The organism is Neobacillus sp. S1115, assembly GCF_055385565.1.
On the sequence record NZ_AP038275.1, the window covers coordinates 4,167,642 to 4,192,439 of the forward strand.

Below are 24,798 nucleotides of genomic sequence, written 5' to 3' on the forward strand. Positions count from 1 at the left end.
TCAAGGGTGGATTATTTTTTTTGGTGAAAAGACAGAATGGCGATAATCAGGCTGGCAAACGAGACAGCTAACATCAAGGCCTGAAATACTGTCAAACAGCATCACCCCCTTTCATTCGGAGATGTGCCGCCCACCCTTGAGAAGTCCTATTCTATTGCAATTTAGATTATACCATTAAAAACCAAAACGAACAAGCGTTCCCTAAATATTATGTAACTCGCAATACTTGTCCACTAATTCCTCAATTTGGTCCAATTCCGGAAACTTCCCGGCAAACTGAAATTGGATTTCCTCAATAAACTCATCCCTATTGTAGACGTGAATCGCCCCATTTTGCTGGATTACACTATATTCCGGTACAAACCGAAAGCCGCTGCGTTCAATTGCCCCCATTTTTATGGCCCCTTTAAAGTTTTTTCATAGTATTTGCAAAAAATATATCGCTAAACCCTTATAAAAACCAAGTTTCGTTTAAAAAGATTATATTCTTAGGATGAATTTTTAGGTTTAAAGGATTTTTGTCTAGGTGCAAACCTGCTATCGGCGAATATTACAGGTCTATCAGCGAATTTCAAGGTTCTATCGGCGAATTCTGGACTTCTATCAGCGAATTTAAGCGTTCTATCAGCGAATCAAAACAAAACAGGCAAGGGACAAAAAAGAACGGCACCATAAACAGTGCCGCCCTCACAATTAACTTATGCAGTTGTATAAACTTCCTCCCGATTTGCTTCATGGCGAATGGTAGCCTGTGCAGCAGCCAAACGTGCTAGCGGCACCCGGTATGGCGAGCAGCTGACATAATCCAAACCAGTCCGGTAACAGAAATCAATTGAGCTTTTCTCTCCGCCATGTTCCCCACAAATGCCTGTTTTTAAAGAAGGTTTTGTTGCACGGCCAAGCTTAACGCCGGTTTCCACAAGCTTACCAACACCATCCTGGTCAAGAACAGCAAACGGATTCTCTGGCAGTACCTTGTTTTCAATGTATGCCTGCAAGAATTTCCCTTCTGCATCATCACGGCTGTAGCCGAATGTTGTTTGCGTTAAATCATTGGTTCCGAAGGAAAAGAAATCAGCCTCCTCGGCGATTTGGTCTGCAGTAAGTGCAGCACGCGGAATCTCAATCATCGTACCAATCGTGTAGTCAATGACCTTGCCCGTTTCTTCCTGGACACGTACAGCCGCATCGACAACCAACTGGCGCATTTGCTTCAATTCATTGACGTGGCCAACAAGTGGAATCATGATTTCAGGCTGGACTACCAAGCCCTTTTCCGCTACTCTAGCAGCAGCGTAGAAAATCGCCTTTGCCTGCATATCATAAATTTCCGGATGTATCATGCCAAGACGGCAACCGCGGTGGCCCAACATTGGATTGAACTCATCCAACTGGCGAACCTTTTTCAGCAGCAGTTCTTTTTGCTTTAACTCTTCAGAATCCGGATTGAGAATTTGCAGCTTTGTTACTTCTACTAAAAGTTCTTCTTTATTTGGTAAGAATTCATGAAGCGGTGGATCCAATAAACGAATCGTTACAGGAAGACCTTGCATTGCTTCGAAAATTCCCTCAAAGTCACCTTGCTGCATCGGTAAAAGTTCTTCAAGTGCTTCCATTCTCTCACTATAGGTTTCTGCTAAAATCATTTTTTGAACGATTGGAATCCTCTTTAAATCCATAAACATATGCTCTGTCCGGCACAATCCAATTCCGCCGGCACCGAATTCAAATGATTTCTTAGCATCCTCAGGATTATCGGCATTGGCACGGACACCTATTTTGCGTTCTTGGTCTGCCCAAGCAAGAAGCTGCTGGAACTCGTCAGATAATTCAGGGTCGATCATTGGGATTTCACCAAGCATAATTTCACCTGTTGAACCATCAACCGTGATAATATCACCATGTTTAACAACCGTGTCACCCACACTGAATTGTTTTGCTTTCATGTCAATCTTTAAGGCTTCACAGCCGCAAATACAAGCTTTCCCCATACCCCGGGCAACCACGGCAGCGTGGCTTGTCATTCCACCGCGGCTAGTTAAAATAGCTTGTGCTGCAACCATACCATGGATGTCATCTGGCGTCGTTTCAGGAGAAACAAGGATAACCTTTTTACCTTCATTTCCTAATTGTTCCGCTTCATCGGCATCAAAAACAACCCGGCCGGTTGCAGCGCCTGGTGATGCCGGCAAACCTTTAGCTAATATTCTTCTTTCAGCTTTGTCATCGATTCGGCGGTGCAGCAGTTGGTTTAATTGGTCAGGATCAACACGAAGCAGCGCTGTCTTTTTATCGATAATTCCTTCCTCCACCATCTCAACCGCTATGCGGATAGCTGCTTGGGCGGTACGTTTTCCGTTCCGAGTTTGAAGGATGAACAGCTTCCCGCGTTCCACTGTGAATTCAATATCCTGCATTTCCTTGTAATGCTGCTCAAGGCGATGGCATGTGTCAGAAAACTGCTGGTAAACGCCTGGCATTTCGTCCTTAAGGGTGGCAATTGGCTGTGGGGTACGGATACCGGCAACAACATCTTCACCTTGAGCGTTTATTAAGTATTCCCCATAAAGCACATGCTCACCGGTGGAAGGATTTCTTGTAAATGCAACACCTGTACCTGAGTCGTTCCCCATATTACCAAACACCATGCTTTGGATATTAACGGCCGTTCCAAGGTGATCCGGGATTTTATTTAAGCGGCGGTAAACAATCGCCCGTTGATTATTCCAAGAATTGAATACCGCATTGATGGCAAGGAAAAGCTGCTCTTTCGGATTTTGCGGGAAGTCCTTACGCGTATGCTTTTTGACAATTTCCTTATAGCCAACAATGACTTCCTTCCAGTCTTCAGCAGTCATATCAGGGTCAGAGGTATACCCCTTGTGTTCGCGTGTCTCTTCTAAATATTGTTCAAAATAATACGTATCAATTTCAAGGACCACGTTGCTGAACATTTGAATGAAACGGCGATAAGAGTCGTAAGCAAATCGTGGATTATTCGTTAATGCTGCCAAACCCACAACAGTTTCGTCATTCATCCCCAGATTTAAAATGGTATCCATCATCCCAGGCATAGAAAAAACTGAACCGGATCGAACAGAAACAAGTAAAGGATTCTGCGGGTCACCGAGTTTTTTGTCCATTTTTTCTTCCAAAAGTCTTAACGCCTCTAATGTCTGGGATTCTACTAAAGCTGGAATGGTTTTATCAGATTCATAGTAAGCATTACAAGCTTGCGTTGTAATGGTAAAACCATAAGGAACCGGCAGGCCGATTCTTGTCATTTCTGCTAGATTCGCTCCCTTTCCCCCAAGTAAATCACGCATGTTGCCATGGCCTTCATGAAATAAATAAACGAATTTTCCCATGTTTTAAAAGCTCCTCTCTTTTTTCAAAACGTCTAAAATTAATCCTGCAGTTTCTTCAATCGCTTTATTCGAAACATTTATGATTGGACAGCCTACGCGTTTCATAATTTTTTCGGCATAATCTAGTTCGTCGAGAATTCTCTGGAAGCTTGCATAATTCGCCTTTGAGCCCAGCCCAAGTGCTTTTAGGCGCTCAGTGCGAATTTCATTTAATTTATCTGGTGAAATAATTAAACCGATACAATTTTTTCTCGGTATTTTAAAAAGTTCATCTGGTGGAGGCACTTCTGGAACTAACGGCACATTGGCCACTTTAAAACGCTTATGGGCAAGGTACATGGACAGCGGCGTTTTTGAAGTCCGGGACACACCGATTAAAACAATATCGGCCTTCATAATGCCTCTTGGGTCCCGCCCATCATCATATTTCACGGCAAATTCAATCGCCTCGATTTTGCGGAAATATTCTTCGTCTAATTTTCTCATTAGGCCAGGCTGGCGGTGGGGCTGTTTATTAAACCTTGTTGCAAATGCATTCATTAATGGGTTGAGGAGGTCCACTGCCATTATCCCCTCTTCCATGGCACGCTTATCTAAATAATCTTTTAATTCCGGAATAACGATGGTATAGGCAATGATGGAATGGTCCTTTCTTGCCAAAATAATCACATCTTCAATGTCTTCAATGTCGTCTACATATGAGTTTCGGCGAATTTCTACCTGTCCACCATTAAACTGTGTTGCCACCGCTTTTACAACGAGCTCAGCTGTTTCACCAACCGAGTCAGATACTACGTAGACAACTTCCTTTTGTACCAAAATCGCAGCAACTCCCCTTAATCTATTTTTCTTCCATAAATTCTAAATAGGCCTTTGTTATTGTCGTTTTGGTAATTCTCCCTAACAACAAATATGTATTATTTTTATGATTGACTTCCTTTACTACCGGTAAGGAGTCAATATGAAAATTAATCATTTTTTTGGCCGCTTCGAGCAAGGTTTCCTCTGAATTAATCGTGATAATATTAGGCATTCTTGTCATAATGACACTTACGGGCAATTCCTGCAGATTTTTGTTCCCAAGTGCAGCCCTGAGCAAATCCTTTCGGGAAATCACTCCTGCCAAATTTCCTTCTGTATCCACCGCATAAAGTGTTCCAACATCCTCGAGGAATAACTGGACAATCGCATTATAAACAGAAGTTGATTTTTCAACCACGATTGGATGTGCCTTAAAATCAGATACCTTTTGATGAATAAACTTCTTCGCCTGCCGTTTTACTTCTAATTTGTCATTAAAAAAATAGCCTACACGCGGTCTGGCATCCAGACTGCCAGACATGGTCAAGATTGCAAGGTCCGGTCTTAATGCCGCTCTGGTAACAGAAAGCTTCTCTGCAATTTCTTTACCGGTTATCGGGCCATTTTCCTTTACAATCTGCAGAATTTCATCCTGACGCTTGGTGAGTTTAATCATTAGCACCACCTTATTCACAATAAATATGTTATATATATTTAAATGTGCTATACTTATTTGTATATAGTATAGTACATTTAAACAAATTCGGAAACAATAATTTTGACAAATTGGCTAATTTTTTCTTTTAATAAAAAAACCCGTCGGAAATCGGCAGGATACAGTACTACTTTTGACAATCTGGACAATAAAAAGTTTTTCGGGAAGAGATTGTTTCCATTTTGATTGTTGCCTCGCAACGTCGGCATTTCTCTCCCTCGCGATCGTATACTTGGCATAGTGGATTAAAACCGCCCGTTTTTTTATCACCCTTGAAAATCGGATTTTCCATGTAACCACCATTCTGAATGGCCACTTGGAGAATTTTTTTCATCGATTGAAACAATTGTGAACGGCTAGGTGGATTAATGTCATCAATGTCTTTGGTAGGTAAAATTTTTGCATCAAAGCAGATTTCAGCAGAATAGCAATTGCCAATTCCTGCAATAAACTCCTGATCCAAAAGTGTGGTCTTCAAACGGCCATGCTTGCTGCCAATTCGTTTAATAAATTCATCTAGTGTAAAACTGCTGTTCAGTGGTTCCGGCCCTAGATGGGAAAGTTTTTCTTCTGCTTCCTGATGGGAATATAAATGAAGATATCCCAGACGCAGACCAATAAAGTATAAATGTTCATTTCCGAAAGAAAGCTGAACCTGTATCGTTCGTTTAGGTTTATCTGCTTCCTGTCCATAAAACATCCATCCGCCGAGCATTAGATGCAATAACAGAACCTGCCCATTTTGGAGTTGAAAAAGAAGGTGTTTCCCCCTTCGATTGATGGTGGTTATTTTTTGATTAAGTACGGTTCTTTTAAAAAGTTCGGGATTCACATTTATTGATTTTTCACGGTTAACTTGGACATCGGTAATGGTTTTACCTGCAATCATTTGGCTTAAAAGAATCTTATAGTTTTCCATTTCCGGCAGTTCAGGCATAATGTCTTCCTCCAAAACTCTTTTCCTTTATGCTATCCAAAACGGGTAAAATCAAATAAAAAAACCGAATCATATCGACTCGGTTTTAAACAGTTACTCTATTGAAGTGGGCCTAAATGGACTTGAACCATCGACCTCACGCTTATCAGGCGTGCGCTCTAACCAGCTGAGCTATAGGCCCATAATAAAAAATAATTATCAAAGACGTATATAATTATAACAGGAATTCTTTTAATTGTCGATAAATATCACAGTCTTTTTCATTATTTTGATAATTGGCGCGCTGAATAGAAATTTATAATAGGTTCACAGCGTCAATCGGGCAGCACATTACTTAATCCTTTTCAAAATTACCTTCCATTCTTTTTAATAATTCATATGGACGGACCTTGAAAGCTTCATAGGGAGCCCAATTTCCCTCCATTGCATCTTTCACCCTGGGAATAAATTTACCTCTCTTAATATAGTGTGAAACATTGGAAGAATCGAGTTTGACGAATCGAACTTCCTTGGTCTCCTTGGATGTTTTAGGCTCACCGCCTGCATACTTTCCAAGAAAAACAATTGAAACAGTACTTCCATTTGAATACACACCCGATACTCCAATCAACTCAACTTGAATGCCTGTTTCCTCAAAAATCTCCCGAACAAGTGCCATGTCTAAAGTTTCTCCTTCATCAACGCCACCACCAGGAAGTTCCCACGTATCTGCTCTCCAATACGTTTTTACTAATAAAGTTTCTTGGTTCTCATTTGTAATATACCCACTAACCGTTATCGTCTGTTTTGTTTTTGTATATTCCCCCAATGAAGATAAATAGTCTTTTCGAGTATCTATAAAAATTTCGTCTATACTTGAAATGCGGTTTTGTAATTGTTTATACAACTCATCTTTAATAACACGCTCTTCAATTTTTATATATTCTTTATGACTCGGATACTCCCAGATAATCGTTACTTCCTCTTTCCCTTTTGTCATCCAGCGGCCGATAATTTTTGCCCCACTTTTTATTTTAGCCGGATAAATAAGTTCATCAAAAATTTCATTGAAATCACTTACCTTATCAGGAACAAGCAGATAAACTTCTCTTACATAAAACATTTTTTTCCCCTTTTCATTGAATTACACCAGTTTACGCGTTTTAATGAAATAGGTTCCATTTGTTAGTTCAATACAATTTAGCACAAAAAACGCCTTCCTGAAAATATTCAGAAGGCGTTCTTTTTAAAATCTATAGACAGGGGCAGTAGGAATCGAACCCACACTGAAGGTTTTGGAGACCTTAGTTCTACCTTTAAACTATGCCCCTATAAATGGTGGAGGGGGACGGATTCGAACCGCCGAACCCTGAGGGAGCGGATTTACAGTCCGCCGCGTTTAGCCACTTCGCTACCCCTCCATTATAAATTTTGCAAAAAAAATAATAGCGGCGGAGGGGATCGAACCCCCGACCTTACGGGTATGAACCGTACGCTCTAGCCAGCTGAGCTACACCGCCAAAAATAAAATATGAAAATGGTGGAGCCTAGCGGGATCGAACCGCTGACCTCCTGCGTGCAAAGCAGGCGCTCTCCCAGCTGAGCTAAGGCCCCATACTTTTAGATAATCGGGTAAACAGGATTCGAAGTTAACAACCCGTACATCCCGAACGTAGTGCTTTACCAAGCTAAGCTATTTCCCGTAATGAAAATGGTGCCGAGGACCGGAATCGAACCGGTACGGTAGTCACCTACCGCAGGATTTTAAGTCCTGTGCGTCTGCCAGTTCCGCCACCCCGGCATGTTTGGAGCGGAAGACGGGATTCGAACCCGCGACCCCCACCTTGGCAAGGTGGTGTTCTACCACTGAACTACTTCCGCATTTTGATCTTTTTGGTGCGGGTAAAGGGACTTGAACCCATACGGTATTACTACCACTAGAACCTGAATCTAGCGCGTCTGCCGATTCCGCCACACCCGCAAAGTAATAATATTGATTATTGGGATTTCATTCCCTCAAAACTAGATAATAAAGAAGAAGTATGATAAGAACGAGTTACCATTTTACATTGATAATTGTCTAGCTCCAGCGTCCAGCAACTAGTGTCCTTCGGTCTTTTCCCTACGATAAGTCAACATCGATTCGCTTCGCTCATCGTGTTTCCTTTATCTCAGTCAAAGTCCTCCAGGCCATACGTTGCTAACCGGCCGCTTCCGCTTTTCGATTTTGGTTAAGTCCTCGATCGATTAGTATCAGTCAGCTCCACACGTCACCGCGCTTCCACCTCTGACCTATCAACCTGATCATCTTTCAGGGATCTTACTAGCTTGACGCTATGGGAAATCTCATCTAGAGGGGGGCTTCATGCTTAGATGCTTTCAGCACTTATCCCGTCCGCACATAGCTACCCAGCGATGCCTTTGGCAAGACAACTGGTACACCAGCGGTGCGTCCATCCCGGTCCTCTCGTACTAAGGACAGCTCCTCTCAAATTTCCTGCGCCCACGACGGATAGGGACCGAACTGTCTCACGACGTTCTGAACCCAGCTCGCGTACCGCTTTAATGGGCGAACAGCCCAACCCTTGGGACCGACTACAGCCCCAGGATGCGATGAGCCGACATCGAGGTGCCAAACCTCCCCGTCGATGTGGACTCTTGGGGGAGATAAGCCTGTTATCCCCAGGGTAGCTTTTATCCGTTGAGCGATGGCCCTTCCATGCGGAACCACCGGATCACTAAGCCCGACTTTCGTCCCTGCTCGACTTGTAGGTCTCGCAGTCAAGCTCCCTTGTGCCTTTACACTCTGCGAATGATTTCCAACCATTCTGAGGGAACCTTTGGGCGCCTCCGTTACACTTTAGGAGGCGACCGCCCCAGTCAAACTGCCCACCTGACACTGTCTCCCACCCCGATCAGGGGTGCGGGTTAGAATTTCAATACAGCCAGGGTAGTATCCCACCGACGCCTCCACCGAAGCTGGCGCTCCGGCATCTCAGGCTCCTACCTATCCTGTACAAGCTGTACCAAAATTCAATATCAGGCTACAGTAAAGCTCCATGGGGTCTTTCCGTCCTGTCGCGGGTAACCTGCATCTTCACAGGTACTATAATTTCACCGAGTCTCTCGTTGAGACAGTGCCCAGATCGTTACGCCTTTCGTGCGGGTCGGAACTTACCCGACAAGGAATTTCGCTACCTTAGGACCGTTATAGTTACGGCCGCCGTTTACTGGGGCTTCGATTCAGAGCTTCGCTTACGCTAACCCCTCCTCTTAACCTTCCAGCACCGGGCAGGCGTCAGCCCCTATACTTCGCCTTGCGGCTTTGCAGAGACCTGTGTTTTTGCTAAACAGTCGCCTGGGCCTATTCACTGCGGCTCTTCGGGGCTATTCACCCCAAAAAGCACCCCTTCTCCCGAAGTTACGGGGTCATTTTGCCGAGTTCCTTAACGAGAGTTCTCTCGCTCACCTTAGGATTCTCTCCTCGCCTACCTGTGTCGGTTTGCGGTACGGGCACCTTTTATCTCGCTAGAGGCTTTTCTTGGCAGTGTGGAATCAGGAACTTCGGTACTATAATTCCCTCGGCATCACAGCTCGAGCCTGTTCGGTGAACGGATTTTCCTATTCACCAGCCTAACTGCTTGCACGCACATATCCAGCAGTGCGCTTACCCTATCCTCCTGCGTCCCCCCATCACTCAAACGATAAAGAGGTGGTACAGGAATATCAACCTGTTGTCCATCGCCTACGCCTTTCGGCCTCGGCTTAGGTCCCGACTAACCCTGAGCGGACGAGCCTTCCTCAGGAAACCTTAGGCATACGGTGGATGAGATTCTCACTCATCTTTCGCTACTCATACCGGCATTCTCACTTCTAAGCGCTCCACCAGTCCTTACGGTCTAGCTTCAACGCCCTTAGAACGCTCTCCTACCGCGGACACCATGAGGTGTCCACCCACAGCTTCGGTGATACGTTTAGCCCCGGTACATTTTCGGCGCAGAGTCACTCGACCAGTGAGCTATTACGCACTCTTTAAATGGTGGCTGCTTCTAAGCCAACATCCTGGTTGTCTAAGCAACTCCACATCCTTTTCCACTTAACGTATACTTTGGGACCTTAGCTGGTGGTCTGGGCTGTTTCCCTTTTGACTACGGATCTTATCACTCGCAGTCTGACTCCCACGGATAAGTCATTGGCATTCGGAGTTTGTCTGAATTCGGTAACCCGATGAGGGCCCCTAGTCCAAACAGTGCTCTACCTCCAAGACTCTAACTACGTGAGGCTAGCCCTAAAGCTATTTCGGAGAGAACCAGCTATCTCCAAGTTCGATTGGAATTTCTCCGCTACCCACACCTCATCCCCGCACTTTTCAACGTGCGTGGGTTCGGGCCTCCATCCAGTGTTACCTGGACTTCACCCTGGACATGGGTAGATCACCTGGTTTCGGGTCTACGACTACATACTAATTCGCCCTATTCAGACTCGCTTTCGCTGCGGCTCCGTCTCTTCAACTTAACCTCGCATGCAATCGTAACTCGCCGGTTCATTCTACAAAAGGCACGCCATCACCCATGAACGGGCTCTGACTACTTGTAGGCACACGGTTTCAGGATCTCTTTCACTCCCCTTCCGGGGTGCTTTTCACCTTTCCCTCACGGTACTGGTTCACTATCGGTCACTAGGGAGTATTTAGCCTTGGGAGATGGTCCTCCCTGCTTCCGACCGGATTTCACGTGTCCGGCCGTACTCAGGATCCACTCAGGAGGGAACGAAGTTTCAACTACAGGGCTTTTACCTTCTATGGCCGGCCTTTCCAGACCGCTTCATCTACTCCGTTCCTTTGTAACTCCATGTTGAGTGTCCTACAACCCCGAAAGGCAAGCCTTTCGGTTTGGGCTGTTCCCGTTTCGCTCGCCGCTACTCAGGGAATCGCGTTTGCTTTCTCTTCCTCCGGGTACTTAGATGTTTCAGTTCCCCGGGTCTGCCTTCAATACCCTATGTATTCAGGTAAAGATACTGCTCCATTACGAACAGTGGGTTTCCCCATTCGGAAATCTCCGGATCGGCGCTTACTTACAGCTCCCCGAAGCATATCGGTGTTAGTCCCGTCCTTCATCGGCTCCTAGTGCCAAGGCATTCACCGTGCGCCCTTTCTAACTTAACCTAAAAGGTTTTACTTACTCTTGAAAATAAGAGAGAAAAACTAAAATGGCGATTACTCGGTTCTTACTTGGTTACTTCTTCTTTTACGATTATCTAGTTTTCAAAGAACGAACAAAAAAAGCTTTGAGAGAAATAATTCCCTCAAAACTAAACAAACAGAAAACAGTCAACATCTTATCAGTCCATAAGGACTGCATTATCCTTAGAAAGGAGGTGATCCAGCCGCACCTTCCGATACGGCTACCTTGTTACGACTTCACCCCAATCATCTGTCCCACCTTAGGCGGCTGGCTCCTTACGGTTACCCCACCGACTTCGGGTGTTACAAACTCTCGTGGTGTGACGGGCGGTGTGTACAAGGCCCGGGAACGTATTCACCGCGGCATGCTGATCCGCGATTACTAGCGATTCCGGCTTCATGCAGGCGAGTTGCAGCCTGCAATCCGAACTGAGAATGGTTTTATGGGATTGGCTCCACCTCGCGGCTTCGCTGCCCTTTGTACCATCCATTGTAGCACGTGTGTAGCCCAGGTCATAAGGGGCATGATGATTTGACGTCATCCCCACCTTCCTCCGGTTTGTCACCGGCAGTCACCTTAGAGTGCCCAACTGAATGCTGGCAACTAAGATCAAGGGTTGCGCTCGTTGCGGGACTTAACCCAACATCTCACGACACGAGCTGACGACAACCATGCACCACCTGTCACTCTGTCCCCCGAAGGGGAAATTCCTATCTCTAGGAGTGTCAGAGGATGTCAAGACCTGGTAAGGTTCTTCGCGTTGCTTCGAATTAAACCACATGCTCCACCGCTTGTGCGGGCCCCCGTCAATTCCTTTGAGTTTCAGCCTTGCGGCCGTACTCCCCAGGCGGAGTGCTTAATGCGTTAGCTGCAGCACTAAAGGGCGGAAACCCTCTAACACTTAGCACTCATCGTTTACGGCGTGGACTACCAGGGTATCTAATCCTGTTTGCTCCCCACGCTTTCGCGCCTCAGCGTCAGTTACAGACCAGAAAGCCGCCTTCGCCACTGGTGTTCCTCCACATCTCTACGCATTTCACCGCTACACGTGGAATTCCGCTTTCCTCTTCTGCACTCAAGTCCCCCAGTTTCCAATGACCCTCCACGGTTGAGCCGTGGGCTTTCACATCAGACTTAAAGGACCGCCTGCGCGCGCTTTACGCCCAATAATTCCGGACAACGCTTGCCACCTACGTATTACCGCGGCTGCTGGCACGTAGTTAGCCGTGGCTTTCTGGTCAGGTACCGTCAAGGTACCGGCAGTTACTCCGATACTTGTTCTTCCCTGACAACAGAGCTTTACGACCCGGAGGCCTTCATCGCTCACGCGGCGTTGCTCCATCAGACTTTCGTCCATTGTGGAAGATTCCCTACTGCTGCCTCCCGTAGGAGTCTGGGCCGTGTCTCAGTCCCAGTGTGGCCGATCACCCTCTCAGGTCGGCTACGCATCGTCGCCTTGGTGAGCCGTTACCTCACCAACTAGCTAATGCGCCGCGGGCCCATCTGTAAGTGTCAGCCGAAACCGACTTTCAACCTTCCCTCATGTGAGGGAAGAAATTATCCGGTATTAGCTCCGGTTTCCCGAAGTTATCCCAGTCTTACAGGCAGGTTGCCCACGTGTTACTCACCCGTCCGCCGCTAACCAGCGGGACTTGCGCCCCAGTGATTCGCTCGACTTGCATGTATTAGGCACGCCGCCAGCGTTCGTCCTGAGCCAGGATCAAACTCTCCAATAAAGTTGAGTTGATTAGCTCAAAAATGTTACGTTGGCTCATGTTTTCTATTTAGTAGAAGAAACATGATAATTATTGTTTGTTGACGTTTTTGTTTGTTTAGTTTTCAAAGAACTATCTACTAATCTATCAATTAGCGACATTTGTTATATTAACATAATGCCTTCTCTTTGTCAACCTTCATCAAGATAATTGATGAAACAGAACTTTTCTTCCAACTATCTCGCATCAGCGACAATGTTTATATTACTACTCAAATGAATGTTCGTCAACTGCTATTTTTAACTATGATAAAAGTTCATTTCAAATAGTAATTTTTATTTTTAAAAACGTTTAGTTTTCTTCTGCTTGGGAAAAAATACTTAAGTAATTTTTCTCTAGGAAGGGGCTGTTAATTTGAATTTCAATCCAATGAAAAAAGAAAATGATACAGATTTCGTCGACTCAAGCGCTCAAGAACAACTAGGCAATTCAACCGATTCAGATAAGAATCCTGAATTTGACGAACTGGGAACACCTCTTAATGAAATTTAAGGTTAAAAAAACCCTTTGCCAAACCATGACAAAGGGTTTTTTTAACCTTAATCCTTAATGTATTTCCAGCACTACAGGACAATGATCACTACCCATAACATGAGCGTGAATATCAACATTTTTTAAACGCTCACCTAAAGTTTGCGAGACGATGAAGTAGTCAATCCGCCATCCGATATTTCTTTCTCGAACTTTATTCATGTATGACCACCACGTATAAGCTCCCTCTTTATCCGGATAGAAATGTCGGAAGCTGTCGACAAATCCTGCCTCCAGAAGTGTTGACATTTTAGCACGTTCTTCGTCTGTAAAACCTGAATTCCCTACATTTGATTTCGGATTCCTTAAATCAATTTCCATGTGGGCAACATTTAAATCGCCGCAAAAGACAACAGGCTTTATCTTATCCAGCTCTTGCAGATGCTGAAGAATCCGCACCTCCCATTCCAAACGGTACCCTAGCCTTGCTAAGTCTCTCTGGGAGTTTGGTGTATATACATTGACCAAGAAAAAATCAGGGAATTCTAATGTAAGAATTCGACCTTCATTTTCATCATCTTCCTGTCCCACTCCATATTTAACTGATAACGGTTCAGCTTTTGTAAAAACAGCCGTACCTGAATAACCTTTCTTAACGGCATAGTTCCAGTATTGATGATAGCCATCTAACTCCAGACTAATTTGCCCTTCTTGCAATTTCGTTTCCTGAATACAAAAGATATCCGCATCAACCTCATGAAAATATTCCAAAAAGCCTTTTTTCACACAAGCTCTAAGACCGTTCACATTCCATGAAACTAGTTTCATTTAATGATCCTACTCCCTTATGACTCTTATTCTATTTAATAAAGGTCATTGTATCAGCTTTAGGTGACACACGGAAAGGATTTTGTTCAGAAAATAAATGGAAAAAGGCAACGAATCGCTGCCTTTATTAGGGGATAAATTTCTTTTCAATTAATTGATAGTCAAAAAGCTGTGATACAGGAACAATTTTGATATTCTTCTTTTTAAATTCGTCCATCGACTGCAAAATTCCATTCGAGCAGACTTTCCCAGTCACTCCAACATGGCCAATTGCAATAGCCTTTCTTTTTATCTCTGTCTTTTTTGCCAGCAGGTTCATCTGTTTTCGGACATGTGCGGGGGATGTAATATCATCCAGAAAGACATCATTCTTTAATAAAGGAACACCCATTTCGGCTGCAATCTTAGGGAATTTCGATTTGCTGCTAGTGCCGCTGTCAACGATATATAGATTTTTTTCCTTCGCTACCTCGACAATTGCGCGGACAATATTTTCATTCTCCACGGCCAGCGAGCCCATGTGATTATTAAGTCCGACAGCATACGGAACGCTCTTAACAGCCTCTAAAACACGTTCTCTTACTTGCTTTGGGGATAGGTCCGCGGTAATGGGTTTAGGTCCAAGCCATGATCGTTTCCCTCTTTTAGGCTCCATCGGCAAATGAATCATGACTTCAAAGCCATTTTTATGAGCCAATTGCGCGTGTTTTTTCGAGTTGTCGGTAAAAGGCATGACCGCAGCTGTAATAGGTACATCTCCTTCTAGAAAGTCACTCGCCCCTTTGACGCAGCCCCCAAAGTCATCAATAATAATGGCCGCTTTAAGGTTTTTTGCCTCTGATTCCTTTGCAATCACTTTTGTATTAATAGGAAGAACCAATAGTAAAAGGAGAAAAACCACGAATTTCTTCAATATAAAGACCCCCGTATCTGAGTTATTAAAGATATTTTCCCCTTGTTACACTTTATTAGTCCAAAGAAAAAGAGAGCTAAAAATCAGCTCTCCCGTAAAAAATTATTCTTCATCAAAAACGCGTACTTCTTTCATGGTGTCACCGTTTCTCATTGATCTTACGACCTCAAGATCAGAAGTTACTTGCCCAAAAACAGTATGGACACCATTTAGGTGCGGCTGTGATTCATGAACGATAAAGAATTGGCTGCCGCCAGTGTCTCTTCCCGCATGAGCCATGGAAAGTGAACCAGGTACATGCTTATGTGGATTGCCTTCCGTTTCACACTTGATAGTGTAGCCGGGACCACCCATTCCTGTTCCTGTAGGGTCACCCCCCTGAGATACGAAGCCCGGAATTACTCGGTGAAAAATAACTCCATTGTAAAAACCAGAGTTCGCCAGTTTCTCAAAGTTTTCAACTGTCCCCGGCGCTTCGTTTTGAAATAAATCAAACTCGATTTTCGCGCCATTTTCCATCAATATGTATCCCTTTTTAGCCATATCAAACACTCCTTATGTAAAAAATCATCTTAATCATACACTTTTCATTAAAGAAAAGAAAGTATTGGCACATTTGCCCATTTATATTTCTTACAGAAGTGTGTTAAAATAATCTCACCCCTTCCGAACATTCGCTTGTTGCGGGACACTTAACCACTGTACGGACGGAAGGGGCAGCCGAGACTTTGTCTCGGCTTTTTTATTTTTCTTCTTTTTCCAGCCATTGAAAAAACATCGTTACCGCTGATAAAAATAAAAGATACCCAAAAAAAGTGTAAATGTGCTCCCACTCCACCGCATGCTTAAACAAGCCAAGAAACTCAGCTAATTTTTCTAGAATGGGTATCAATAAGCTGGCAAACAGGATTACACCCATCCTCCCCCATTTATTCAAACCAGCAATCACATATAAAAAAACGGCCATAAATATCGGAAGCACCACAAGCGTAAATCCGATATTTATGGAAAAAACGTCCGCTAGCGGGCGAAACGTAAACTCATACATTCCCTTCCCTACAAAATAAAGATCCAAATAAGTTCCTATTAATGAGCCGAGCACCCCGCCAACCAACACATGCTTAAAAGTTAATCGTCTTTTTGGCAAGAGCTGCGATTTCGAGCCGTTCAAGTGTTTTACAGTATTCATCCCTTATCTCCCCGTCCATCATTTCCATATCGTCCACTAAATAATCCGCAACACGCCAGTCTTCAAACCAATCCCCAGGCTCCGCTTCCGTCTGGCTGACATTTTTCCAAGCATTTTCAAGATTCGGGCTGTAAAATCTTCTTGCTCCCTTTCTAAGCCTGCAGGATTTCAGGCGCAGCGGATAAGCTATGCCGGGTGTCCCCTCATTCACATTATTAAAAAGATGCGGCCAATAATCCTTTCGCGATCCAGTATGCGGATGCAATTTTGCCCATTCCAAAGCTTGTATATGAAAATCTTTATTTTTAAAAAGAACGGAATATAACCTTTTCCCAAGTAAAATCCGTTCATGCAGGGATTCAAATTGATGAAGCGTCTTGCCCTTCAGCCCGCCATCCCCATAAGGAAATAGAATATGGTTGAAGGAAAGCACGTCCTGTAGAAAAAATTCAAACTTATTTAATACCTCTTTCTGGTAAACCAGATTTTGAACCACCCTTTTTTCCAAGTAACTCTGTTCGTTAATTACCATTGCAATACAATGAATATAGCGGTCATGATTCTCCCAAAAGTGATTCCAAATCGTTTCCATAAAGGTCGAAACATTTAAATGCGAAAGCATATAAAACATTGGTTTACCCCTGCGCAGACTTTCCTCATAAAGCAGAAATTGCGGATAAACATCCTGGAAAATCAGCCAATTACCTCTCTCCAAAAAAGAAAAAAACGAATCTCTTTCTTTTTTTGATAGCAGTTTCGTTAAAAATTCCCCTTTTAAATCGGTCATGTTGTACCCACCGTTTCGTGAAACCATATGACCCAAAAACGCCCATTGGATATCTGGGTACTGGAGATAGAAATCAAGGTAGGCTTTTGTCCTTGTGACATTATTAAGGTTATGTTTTGCTGTTACCTTTTTTATATTTTCTAAAAGAACTTGATCTCTCCCTGTTAACGGGATCTGGACCACAGCTGCCCCTTTATTTTTTTTTCTTAATTCTGCCCGGATGATTTCTAGCGGCCGTTTGTCACGATTCCTCCAAAAAAACAAGGCAAATACCCCCAATACGAATGGTCCTTGCACAATAGGAATATGTATAGCCTAAGGAGTTTTGCCTAAGAAAGGAGTGACCTGCTGGTGGATATACAAATGGGTATCGATTGGTTTATTGACAGGCTTAGAAAAGACCAATCTCCCGACGGCTCCTGGGATTATCCTTTTGATACAGGAATTTCAACAGATGCTTATACCATCATTTTATTACGCACATTGGAGATACATGATGAAGAATTAATCGAAGGTCTTTGCAGGCGGATTTTAAGTAAGCAGGAAAAAAACGGGGCTTGGAAGCTTTTTTATGATGAGGGAAATGGAAATGTATCATCTACACTGGAGGCGTACTATGCCCTCCTTTTCTCCGGATATTACTCAAAAGAAGACAAGAATTTACAGGCGGCAAAGAAATTTATTTTAGCCCATGGCGGTCTAAAAGAGGTTAGTACGTATACGAAAATCATGCTAGCCCTAACTGGCCAATACAGGTGGCCTTCGTTTTCACCACTGCCGATTGAAGTTATTCTTTTGCCGACTAACTTCCCGATCAATTTCTATTCCTTTTCTGTGTTTGGGCGGGCTAATTTGACACCAATAATGATTCTTGCCTCCAAGAAGTTATCGATAAAAGCTAAAAATGCTCCCGACTTAACCGACCTGCACATCCAGCGGGAAGCAGACGAGCAATGGATTCGCTCGGATGAATGGCGCTCGTTGTTATCCTTGATTGAAGATGGAGTGGAGAATTTAATTGGCATACCGGAAGAGCTCAGAAGTTTAGCGCTTGAACGAGCAAAAAAATATATGCTGGACAGGATTGAACCGGACGGAACATTATTAAGTTACTACAGCTGTACCTTCTTAATGATTTTTGCCCTGCTCTCACTTGGCTATAAAAAAACGGACACGATTATTACCAAAGCGATTGAGGGACTAAAGTCCATGAAATGTGAAATAAACGGGTTCCCGCATATGCAATACACAACAGCAACTGTTTGGAATACATCCTTAATAAGCTTTGCCTTGCAATCAGCTGGATTATCTCCGGAAGACACCATGGTTGCAAAAGCAAATCGTTACCTTTTAACTCGCCAGCAGCATAAATTTGGCGATTGGGTGATTCATAATCCCAACAGCTTACCTGGAGGCTGGGGCTTTTCGAATATAAATACAATCCTGCCCGATGTGGATGACACGACCGCCTCCCTTAGGTCACTTTCAAGAATTGCCTCCTCTGAAATAGCGGCTTGGGAAAGAGGAATCAGCTGGACCTTGTCGATGCAAAATGATGACGGCGGCTGGCCAGCCTTTGAGAGAAAAGCCGATTCAAATTTGTTGAAATTATTGCCGCTAGAAAAAGGTGAGTTTTTGCTAAAGGACCCGACATGTGCCGATCTCACTGGAAGAACATTAGAGTTCTTTGGTAATTATACAAATTTGCCCAAAAACCATACTGTCATAAAAAAAGGCATCAACTGGCTTTGGAAAGACCAAAGGCGAGACGGCTCCTGGTATGGCCGCTGGGGAATTTGCTATACGTACGGAACCTGGGCAGCTATCACCGGATTACTGGCAGTTGACATACCAGAAAGGGACCAACGTATTCAAAAAGCAGCGGACTGGTTAAAAAATATTCAAAATCCGGATGGCGGCTGGGGAGAGTCCTGTCACAGCGATTACCAAAAGACTTACGTTCCGCTCAGATCCAGTACCCTTACCCATACCGCATGGGCACTTGATGCCTTGATTACACTTGCCGATAAACCGACTCCCGTGATTCAAAAAGGGATTGCCTATCTATTAGAATCGTTAGATAAAGACGACTGGACAACAGAATATCCAAAAGGACAGGGAATGGGCGGAGCCTTCTATATCCATTACCACAGCTACCGGTACATCTTCCCGCTAATCGCCCTAACCCACTATCAAAAAAAATACCAATAATAAAATCGACGGACTCCTTGAGCCGTCGTTTTATTTTGCGACTAACCTGGCAAGCTCCCGATAAATCCCCACCATCTCATCGAGCTTCATTCTGACCAACCCGCTTGTGTTCGGGGCAACAAAGTCAACCGCCCCCGGCACAATGGCCTCCTCCTGTATCCCCCATGGGGCTGTTTTCCGGCCGCTGTATTCCAGATATACGCCTTTTCCAACATAACAAACAATTTGAGGCTTCAGTCTTTCAATCTTTTGTTTTAAAATTTCTCTGCCTTCTTTGAATTCTTCCTTCGTGATTTCAGCGGCCGCTTTTGTCGGCCTTGCCACTATATTTGTAATCCCCATTCCTAATTCCAGCAATAAATCACCTTCCGATGGGTCCAATTTTCTTGGTGTCAACCCTGCTTCATGAAGGATTTTCCAAAAACGGTTGCTTGGACCTGCAAAATGATGGCCTGTTTCACTTGAGCGGACCCCGGGATTATAGCCCACGAATAAAACAGCTAAATTTTCCTTTATTCGATCTCTAACTGGTTTCATGATCATAGCCCTTTCTTATAAACTGAACTTTTTTATTTTAGCATAGTCTTTTCAGATTCCTTTCAGACAAAGGGGCTAAACTTCAGTTAATAAGATAAATGGAGGTGTCCGATGGACGATGAAACAGAAAAAATTATTTACCATACTTGCCAGCTTATTTGTGATTTTCTCAATTGGAACAACTGCTGTTATAGCGGATGATGACGATGATGGGAAGCGTGAGTATTTTCAGTCTTACGATGAAGATGATGAAGAGGACTCTGAAATGGAAGATCATGATGACGACTTCGAGGGGTGGGAAAATCAAGTCCAAAGTCCCATCACGCAAGCCCAATCACAAGAATTTTGGAATATTTGGACACGGGAACCGCGAACTACTGCCAATAACGTTTTACCAGTAGATACTCCATCCGAAATGGCAGTCAACAATGGTAATCAGGAATCTCGCCTTTATGTCATTCCACAGAATGGGCAACTGCTTATTTCAGCAAAGGCATTTGCTGATACTGTGGGAGCAGAAGCAGTTTTTTACCCTAAGAGTAGAATTTGTATCCTCACAAAGGGTGATAAGGAATTAATTGTTCGAGCAGGCTCGAATGCAATCTATGAAAATAAACTGAAAACTCCAATGCCGACAAAAGCTGTCTATATGGAAAATTCCGTATTCCTTCCAATCTCAGTAGCAGCAAACGGGCTGGGCTTTCGCGTCTCGTGGGATGAAACAAAATCAGCATTTAGTTTAAAACCACTATAAAGGAAAGGTGAGGAAAATGGCAAAAACAACGAAATCAAAATGGCTGCTAGGCGTAACTGGAACCGCTTTTACAGCTTTTGTCATCACACAAATTGGGACAAATCCGGGAAATGAGGGGTCTATTGTGAATGACCTGTCTCTAACAAAATCAATGAGCAAGGAAGAAAGAGAATATGCCAAACTTGATTGGTCTAACTTTGTCATAAACGGAGAATCTGTCTCGGGAGGTGTAAGACAAAGTGACCGCCAAACCCGAAGATCATGATGATTTTGATTTTTTGGTCCTAGAGGCAATGAACACGTCATTTTATATTGCCATCTCCAATACTCACATTTCAAATTGGAAGGAGATTATGACCGGATGGATTCGGTATGTTGAAAAGGAATGGTCTCGTTTTAATCCCAACAATGAACTCGGATTATTAAATAGGTTGGTGCCGGGAGAAACCGCTAAGGTCTCCCCTCCGCTCTTTGACGTACTCTATCAGGCAGAACAATATCGCAAGAAGACGAAAGGATACTTCTCACCCTATTTACTTGCCCAGATGCAATACCACGGCTATACAAACTCCTTTCCATTCCAGTCTAGTTTGAAAGTTGGGAACGAAGTGCCCGTCAATTGTACTGAAGAACACACGTCATATGTTTTCAACTTTGAGACCTTTACGATAAAAAAACACAGTGAAAATCAAATAGATTTAGGAGGTATTGGTAAAGGCTATGCCGTTGAAGCTGCAGCACGATGGCTAAAAAATATCGGTGGGGCCAAGTCAGGGATTGTTGACGGCGGCGGCGATATTACATGCTGGTCCGATGGAAAGAAGGAATGGAAAATCGGTGTAGCCCACCCTTTTGAAGAAAAGCAAGAAATGGCTAACATTCCATTAAAAAACGGAAGCATTGCTACCTCTAATATCGTCTATCGCAGTTGGGTACAGGAGAAGGAGATAAAACACCACCTATTAAACGGGAAAACAGGTCTGCCAGTTAAATCAGAAATCCTTCAAGCAACTGTCATTACAGAAAACTGCCAGGACGCAGAGGTAATGGCTAAGCTTTGCTTTATGGAAAAAGATAGCACATTAATGGAGGCATTAGCGGGTATTAACCCCCACTATTCAGTGCTTCTCGTTCATGAAGATGAAACGATTACTACCTTTAAAGGAAGGTGATAACTTGATAAACGACTATATTTCGATTTGGACATTGATTCGCAGCTCTGGTTTTTTGGCCTATTTTTTCATGACCATTTCCGTTGCAATAGGGTTGGTCAGTTCCTTTACGGTAATCAAGAAAAAGAAAGCCTATCTTCTTTCCCTACATCAAATCAGCGGCTGGTATGGTTTGTTGACGATTATTTTTCATCTCATGTTAATTTGGCGCGATCAATATGTTCCTTATTCCATTCCAGAACTTTTTGTCCCTTTACTTGCAAACAATCAACCTATATATTCTGCTCTTGGCACATTATCATTTTATCTATTTTTCATTGTGATGATTTCTTCAGATTTTTTCATAAAAAAATTAGGGATAAAAAATTGGAAAAAACTCCATCTTGCAGTTTTTCCGGCATGGGTGCTAATGGTTCTGCACGGGCTATTGATTGGAACAGATTCAACAGAGCGGTGGGCATTGGTTTTATACGCCGGCAGTATTTCTCTCATTTTTGTTCTATCAATCCTAAAATATATCGAAACCATCATGCATGGGTCTGAGGCTAAGCAAGGCAAACTGAAAAATTAAAACGGCAGCCAATCCTGCCGTTTTAATTTTTGTTTTTTATTGTGACCGTAAAAACACTGCCTTTACCCAGCATGCTTTGCACGGATATTTTTCCACCGTGGGCCTCCACAATCGACTTGGCAATTGATAGACCTAAACCGGAGCCTCCTTTTGCTCTTGTGGCATCTGTCCGGTAAAAACGGTCAAATATAAAAGGAAGAGTTTCTAGCGCAATGCCGCACCCTGAATCTTCAACAGTAATAATTTTTTCAGCAGATTTTAATGTTAATGTAAGCTTTACTGTCCCTTCATTTGTATACTTGAATGCATTATCCAACAATATATAAACCAATTCCTGTATCCTTGTTTCATCGCAAACTAGAAAAATCTCAGGTTCAATTTTTTGCGCAAATATGATATTGGCTGGTTTCTTCCGTAAGAACCGCTTGTATATGGAAGTTAACAATTCCGATAAATTAACCTCTTTCATCTCCATGGTTAATTGTTTCTTATCACTTCTGGCCAGTAGGAGTAAATCATTGACCAGTCTATTCATTAATTGGGCTTCAGTTTGTAAATCATGAAGGACTTCTATTCCAAGTGGACTCATATTCTGACTCTCTTCGCGGTTTAACAGGTCAATCGAACTGTAAAAAATACTTAATGGAGTTCTTAGTTCATGTGAGGCATCGGAAACAAACTTTTCCTGTTTGTGATAAGCTGTTTTAATAGGCTTCATCGCTTGTCCAGCAAAATAATAACCTAAATAGGCAAAAATCAAACTAAAAAATACCGTTAACGCAATCAACGTCCATGTGATTTTTTGAATCAAGTGTTTTTCTGATGTAATATCCATTCCTAGAACGACAAAGCCATTAGAACCAAGAGGATGTATCTCGACAAGTAAATGCTTGTCTTCCCATTGAATCCTTTCCGCTTTGTCAGCATTTGTAATTGGGATATTTCCCACCCATTGATAGAATCCCCGAATGTTTTCCTCCCCATACACAAACTCTTTCTGGTGGTTAAGTACATAATAAAATATCGTTCGGTTCGGATTATACTCTATTCCATGGTGTTCGCTCTCGTAAAGGTCCTCGAGGAAATCAGACTTTTCTTTGTCAAAATACCCCATTAGCTGCTCTTCTTCCTTTGCATTGATTTCATGCGAAATAAGGAGGTAGAGGATTCCAATAAACAAAACAAGCAAACTGACCAGCGATAAGGTATAAACAACCGTTAAACGCCTTTTCACTTGATTAAACATTGGTATTTCTCACCTTATAGCCGATTCCGCGGACATTTTGAATTAAGGAAGGCTTTCCAGGAATATCAACCTTTTTGCGCACCAATTTCACTAGGGCATCAAGCGCATTATCCGAAACTTCAGCATCATAGCCCCAAAGCTTGTCGAACAGAATTTCTCTTGTCAAAACTTGATTTGCGTTTCGCATCAACAATTCCAATAGTTGATATTCCTTTTTCGTTAAATCAATTATAAACCCATTTCTTTTACATTCATGGGTATTCAGATTCAAGGAGAAATCATTGATCGCGATCAATTCTTCAACAGGTTTCTCCTTCCGGCGGCAAATTGCCCGAATCCGTGCCGAAAGCTCATTAAACTCAAATGGTTTTATAATGTAATCGTCCGCTCCTGAATCTAAACCTGTGATGATGTCTTCATTGGCATCTTTAGCCGTAACAAATAAAATGCCACTTTGGATCTCCTTCTCGCGCAGCCGTTTGCAGACTGAAAGCCCACTTTCCCCGGGCAGCATCCAGTCCAGAATAATAACATCATAGTTATAGATGCGGGCATTGTCATATGCCTCTTTGCCACTGGTCACCCAATCGACAAGATGAAATTCTTTTTTTAACAAGTGTGTCATTATTTTTCCCAGCCGGACATCATCTTCCGCCAGTAAAATATTCACCTTAAACACTCCGTTTCAAAAAATTTCCTTTTACTATTATCATAGCAATCAATTCTGAAAAATGAGTGAATAAATAGTGAACATCGTCATCATTGCTTATTTAATTTTTGAAATTTCTATCCTGCCAATCGAGGTAATAATGCTGATCAACAATCCGATAATCGTAACAATGACTAATGAATACAAGAATTTTGGATCCTTTAGTAGCAGCAGACCTGAAATAATAATCATTCCATCGATGGTTAAGGCAACCAACCCTACATTCACCTTGGACCATTTGGAAATAATCAGCGCAAGCAAGTCGATTCCGCCGGGACTGATATGATTTCTTAACATCACGCCAACACCGATCCCGATTATAATGGCACCAATTATGATACTACTTAAGATAGGCATATGAAAGACACCGCCGAGCGGCAGCCAAAATTGAATCATTACCCCTGAAACAATAGCACCTATTAAGCCATCGATAAAAAGGTTTGGTTCATATTTAATCGCAAACAAGTAAACTGGGATATTCAATAGAATAAATATAATTCCCGGGTTTAAGTCCCAAAGATAATTGGCCAACAGACTAATCCCAAAAAACCCGCCATTTATTAGGTGGAAGGGGAGGATAAACCCGTTAATGCCAATTCCAATCATCGACGTTCCAAAGCCAATTATGACCCATTTTTTCAGCATCTCGTCA

22 protein-coding genes, 8 tRNA genes and 2 rRNA genes are annotated in these 24,798 nt (G+C 43.1%); 6 read left to right on the forward strand and 26 right to left on the reverse strand.

Translation table 11 applies throughout. The features are described from left to right. Positions 1 to 11: 11 nt before the first annotated feature. From ACZ5B7_RS20125 to ACZ5B7_RS20205, 17 genes are all read right to left on the reverse strand, one after another. The gene (locus ACZ5B7_RS20125; protein WP_423802648.1) at positions 12 to 95 is read right to left on the reverse strand and encodes a putative holin-like toxin; all 84 of its coding nucleotides are present in this window, start codon (positions 93 to 95) and stop codon (positions 12 to 14) included. Between the two features lie 106 nt (positions 96 to 201). Continuing rightward, entirely contained in the window at positions 202 to 393 is a 192-nt protein-coding gene (locus ACZ5B7_RS20130; protein ID WP_464490772.1) for a YbxH family protein, read from the reverse strand. Positions 394 to 698: 305 nt separating this feature from the next. After that, the gene (gene ppdK, locus ACZ5B7_RS20135; protein ID WP_464490773.1) at positions 699 to 3,368 is read right to left on the reverse strand and encodes a pyruvate, phosphate dikinase; all 2,670 of its coding nucleotides are present in this window, start codon (positions 3,366 to 3,368) and stop codon (positions 699 to 701) included. A 3-nt stretch (positions 3,369 to 3,371) separates the two neighbouring features. Further along, positions 3,372 to 4,187: a pyruvate, water dikinase regulatory protein gene (locus tag ACZ5B7_RS20140; protein WP_423798728.1), complete on the reverse strand. Its 816-nt coding sequence runs from the start codon at positions 4,185 to 4,187 to the stop codon at positions 3,372 to 3,374. A gap of 22 nt (positions 4,188 to 4,209) precedes the next feature. Next, the gene (locus ACZ5B7_RS20145; protein ID WP_423798729.1) at positions 4,210 to 4,845 is read right to left on the reverse strand and encodes a helix-turn-helix transcriptional regulator; all 636 of its coding nucleotides are present in this window, start codon (positions 4,843 to 4,845) and stop codon (positions 4,210 to 4,212) included. A 166-nt stretch (positions 4,846 to 5,011) separates the two neighbouring features. Further along, on the reverse strand, positions 5,012 to 5,821 hold the full coding sequence (gene mutM, locus ACZ5B7_RS20150; RefSeq protein ID WP_464490774.1) for a bifunctional DNA-formamidopyrimidine glycosylase/DNA-(apurinic or apyrimidinic site) lyase: 810 nt from the start codon (positions 5,819 to 5,821) through the stop codon (positions 5,012 to 5,014). A 107-nt stretch (positions 5,822 to 5,928) separates the two neighbouring features. Next, positions 5,929 to 6,002 (reverse strand) — tRNA-Ile (locus ACZ5B7_RS20155). Between the two features lie 153 nt (positions 6,003 to 6,155). Further along, the gene (locus ACZ5B7_RS20160) at positions 6,156 to 6,923 is read right to left on the reverse strand and encodes an NUDIX hydrolase (protein WP_464490775.1); all 768 of its coding nucleotides are present in this window, start codon (positions 6,921 to 6,923) and stop codon (positions 6,156 to 6,158) included. A 137-nt stretch (positions 6,924 to 7,060) separates the two neighbouring features. After that, a tRNA-Trp gene (locus ACZ5B7_RS20165) sits at positions 7,061 to 7,131 on the reverse strand. 5 nt (positions 7,132 to 7,136) lie between these two features. Beyond that, positions 7,137 to 7,221, reverse strand: a tRNA-Tyr gene (locus ACZ5B7_RS20170). Positions 7,222 to 7,246: 25 nt separating this feature from the next. Continuing rightward, a tRNA-Met gene (locus ACZ5B7_RS20175) sits at positions 7,247 to 7,320 on the reverse strand. An 18-nt stretch (positions 7,321 to 7,338) separates the two neighbouring features. After that, positions 7,339 to 7,414: transfer RNA gene (locus tag ACZ5B7_RS20180), tRNA-Ala, on the reverse strand. A gap of 98 nt (positions 7,415 to 7,512) precedes the next feature. Then, positions 7,513 to 7,601: transfer RNA gene (locus ACZ5B7_RS20185), tRNA-Leu, on the reverse strand. 5 nt (positions 7,602 to 7,606) lie between these two features. Further along, positions 7,607 to 7,681: transfer RNA gene (locus ACZ5B7_RS20190), tRNA-Gly, on the reverse strand. Between the two features lie 13 nt (positions 7,682 to 7,694). Next, positions 7,695 to 7,781: transfer RNA gene (locus tag ACZ5B7_RS20195), tRNA-Leu, on the reverse strand. 246 nt (positions 7,782 to 8,027) lie between these two features. Continuing rightward, a 23S ribosomal RNA gene (locus tag ACZ5B7_RS20200) occupies positions 8,028 to 10,964 on the reverse strand. Between the two features lie 205 nt (positions 10,965 to 11,169). Continuing rightward, positions 11,170 to 12,719: ribosomal RNA gene (locus tag ACZ5B7_RS20205) — 16S ribosomal RNA — on the reverse strand. The 16S and 23S rRNA genes sit together here with 7 tRNA genes alongside, the layout of an rRNA operon. Before the next feature lie 393 nt (positions 12,720 to 13,112). Between ACZ5B7_RS20205 and ACZ5B7_RS20210 the strand changes: the two genes are divergently transcribed. Continuing rightward, entirely contained in the window at positions 13,113 to 13,250 is a 138-nt protein-coding gene (locus tag ACZ5B7_RS20210) for a hypothetical protein (RefSeq protein ID WP_423798731.1), read from the forward strand. A 54-nt stretch (positions 13,251 to 13,304) separates the two neighbouring features. On the opposite strand, the gene ACZ5B7_RS20215 is transcribed toward ACZ5B7_RS20210, so the two are convergent. From ACZ5B7_RS20215 to ACZ5B7_RS20235, 5 genes are all read right to left on the reverse strand, one after another. After that, positions 13,305 to 14,057: an exodeoxyribonuclease III gene (locus ACZ5B7_RS20215; RefSeq protein ID WP_464490776.1), complete on the reverse strand. Its 753-nt coding sequence runs from the start codon at positions 14,055 to 14,057 to the stop codon at positions 13,305 to 13,307. A 127-nt stretch (positions 14,058 to 14,184) separates the two neighbouring features. After that, positions 14,185 to 14,970 (reverse strand): divergent polysaccharide deacetylase family protein, encoded by a 786-nt coding sequence (locus tag ACZ5B7_RS20220; protein ID WP_464490777.1) that lies wholly within the window; start codon positions 14,968 to 14,970, stop codon positions 14,185 to 14,187. 102 nt (positions 14,971 to 15,072) lie between these two features. Next, positions 15,073 to 15,513: a peptidylprolyl isomerase gene (locus tag ACZ5B7_RS20225; protein WP_464490778.1), complete on the reverse strand. Its 441-nt coding sequence runs from the start codon at positions 15,511 to 15,513 to the stop codon at positions 15,073 to 15,075. Positions 15,514 to 15,712: 199 nt separating this feature from the next. Next, the gene (locus tag ACZ5B7_RS20230; RefSeq protein ID WP_464490779.1) at positions 15,713 to 16,159 is read right to left on the reverse strand and encodes a CBO0543 family protein; all 447 of its coding nucleotides are present in this window, start codon (positions 16,157 to 16,159) and stop codon (positions 15,713 to 15,715) included. Beyond that, positions 16,092 to 17,210 (reverse strand): DUF2515 domain-containing protein, encoded by a 1,119-nt coding sequence (locus ACZ5B7_RS20235; protein ID WP_464490780.1) that lies wholly within the window; start codon positions 17,208 to 17,210, stop codon positions 16,092 to 16,094. The genes ACZ5B7_RS20230 and ACZ5B7_RS20235 overlap by 68 nt, the downstream gene beginning before the upstream one ends. A 99-nt stretch (positions 17,211 to 17,309) precedes the next feature. On the opposite strand from ACZ5B7_RS20235, the gene shc reads away from it, so the two are divergent. Next, positions 17,310 to 19,157 carry a squalene--hopene cyclase gene (shc, locus tag ACZ5B7_RS20240; RefSeq protein ID WP_464494535.1) on the forward strand — a complete coding sequence of 616 codons (1,848 nt, stop codon included), beginning with the start codon at positions 17,310 to 17,312 and terminating at the stop codon, positions 19,155 to 19,157. A gap of 30 nt (positions 19,158 to 19,187) precedes the next feature. Here shc and mug read toward each other — a convergent pair whose 3' ends face one another. Then, positions 19,188 to 19,694 (reverse strand): G/U mismatch-specific DNA glycosylase, encoded by a 507-nt coding sequence (mug, locus tag ACZ5B7_RS20245; protein WP_464490781.1) that lies wholly within the window; start codon positions 19,692 to 19,694, stop codon positions 19,188 to 19,190. Positions 19,695 to 19,812: 118 nt separating this feature from the next. On the opposite strand from mug, the gene ACZ5B7_RS20250 reads away from it, so the two are divergent. Genes ACZ5B7_RS20250 through ACZ5B7_RS20265 form a run of 4 tightly spaced genes read left to right on the forward strand, consistent with a single transcriptional unit; the run spans position 19,813 to position 22,191 of the window. Continuing rightward, positions 19,813 to 20,448 (forward strand): copper amine oxidase N-terminal domain-containing protein, encoded by a 636-nt coding sequence (locus tag ACZ5B7_RS20250; RefSeq protein ID WP_464490782.1) that lies wholly within the window; start codon positions 19,813 to 19,815, stop codon positions 20,446 to 20,448. Positions 20,449 to 20,464: 16 nt separating this feature from the next. Then, the gene (locus ACZ5B7_RS20255; protein WP_464490783.1) at positions 20,465 to 20,713 is read left to right on the forward strand and encodes a hypothetical protein; all 249 of its coding nucleotides are present in this window, start codon (positions 20,465 to 20,467) and stop codon (positions 20,711 to 20,713) included. Then, the gene (locus ACZ5B7_RS20260) at positions 20,688 to 21,620 is read left to right on the forward strand and encodes an FAD:protein FMN transferase (protein ID WP_464490784.1); all 933 of its coding nucleotides are present in this window, start codon (positions 20,688 to 20,690) and stop codon (positions 21,618 to 21,620) included. Before ACZ5B7_RS20255 ends, ACZ5B7_RS20260 begins: the two co-directional genes overlap by 26 nt. A 4-nt stretch (positions 21,621 to 21,624) precedes the next feature. Then, positions 21,625 to 22,191, forward strand: a complete 567-nt coding sequence (locus ACZ5B7_RS20265) for a ferric reductase-like transmembrane domain-containing protein (RefSeq protein WP_464490785.1) — start codon at positions 21,625 to 21,627, stop codon at positions 22,189 to 22,191. A gap of 22 nt (positions 22,192 to 22,213) precedes the next feature. Here the strand turns inward: ACZ5B7_RS20265 and ACZ5B7_RS20270 are convergent, their stop codons facing one another. From ACZ5B7_RS20270 to ACZ5B7_RS20280, 3 genes are all read right to left on the reverse strand, one after another. Continuing rightward, on the reverse strand, positions 22,214 to 23,437 hold the full coding sequence (locus tag ACZ5B7_RS20270) for a sensor histidine kinase (protein WP_464490786.1): 1,224 nt from the start codon (positions 23,435 to 23,437) through the stop codon (positions 22,214 to 22,216). After that, positions 23,430 to 24,107 (reverse strand): response regulator transcription factor, encoded by a 678-nt coding sequence (locus tag ACZ5B7_RS20275; protein WP_464490787.1) that lies wholly within the window; start codon positions 24,105 to 24,107, stop codon positions 23,430 to 23,432. Before ACZ5B7_RS20275 ends, ACZ5B7_RS20270 begins: the two co-directional genes overlap by 8 nt. A 96-nt stretch (positions 24,108 to 24,203) precedes the next feature. Next, positions 24,204 to 24,791, reverse strand: a complete 588-nt coding sequence (locus ACZ5B7_RS20280; protein ID WP_423798743.1) for a YitT family protein — start codon at positions 24,789 to 24,791, stop codon at positions 24,204 to 24,206. Between the last annotated feature and the right edge of the window lie 7 nt (positions 24,792 to 24,798).

Excerpts from the sequence above, each read along its gene's own strand:
- ACZ5B7_RS20130 (WP_464490772.1), bottom strand. The coding sequence starts at position 393 with ATGGGGGCAATTGAACGCAGCGGCTTTCGGTTTGTACCGGAATATAGT.
- ppdK (WP_464490773.1), bottom strand. The coding sequence starts at position 3,368 with ATGGGAAAATTCGTTTATTTATTTCATGAAGGCCATGGCAACATGCGT.
- ACZ5B7_RS20145 (WP_423798729.1), bottom strand. The coding sequence starts at position 4,845 with ATGATTAAACTCACCAAGCGTCAGGATGAAATTCTGCAGATTGTAAAG.
- mutM (WP_464490774.1), bottom strand. The coding sequence starts at position 5,821 with ATGCCTGAACTGCCGGAAATGGAAAACTATAAGATTCTTTTAAGCCAA.
- ACZ5B7_RS20160 (WP_464490775.1), bottom strand. The coding sequence starts at position 6,923 with ATGTTTTATGTAAGAGAAGTTTATCTGCTTGTTCCTGATAAGGTAAGT.
- ACZ5B7_RS20215 (WP_464490776.1), bottom strand. The coding sequence starts at position 14,057 with ATGAAACTAGTTTCATGGAATGTGAACGGTCTTAGAGCTTGTGTGAAA.
- ACZ5B7_RS20225 (WP_464490778.1), bottom strand. The coding sequence starts at position 15,513 with ATGGCTAAAAAGGGATACATATTGATGGAAAATGGCGCGAAAATCGAG.
- ACZ5B7_RS20230 (WP_464490779.1), bottom strand. The coding sequence starts at position 16,159 with ATGAATACTGTAAAACACTTGAACGGCTCGAAATCGCAGCTCTTGCCA.
- shc (WP_464494535.1), top strand. The coding sequence starts at position 17,310 with ATGGGTATCGATTGGTTTATTGACAGGCTTAGAAAAGACCAATCTCCC.
- mug (WP_464490781.1), bottom strand. The coding sequence starts at position 19,694 with ATGAAACCAGTTAGAGATCGAATAAAGGAAAATTTAGCTGTTTTATTC.
- ACZ5B7_RS20250 (WP_464490782.1), top strand. The coding sequence starts at position 19,813 with ATGAAACAGAAAAAATTATTTACCATACTTGCCAGCTTATTTGTGATT.
- ACZ5B7_RS20255 (WP_464490783.1), top strand. The coding sequence starts at position 20,465 with ATGGCAAAAACAACGAAATCAAAATGGCTGCTAGGCGTAACTGGAACC.
- ACZ5B7_RS20270 (WP_464490786.1), bottom strand. The coding sequence starts at position 23,437 with ATGTTTAATCAAGTGAAAAGGCGTTTAACGGTTGTTTATACCTTATCG.
- ACZ5B7_RS20280 (WP_423798743.1), bottom strand. The coding sequence starts at position 24,791 with ATGCTGAAAAAATGGGTCATAATTGGCTTTGGAACGTCGATGATTGGA.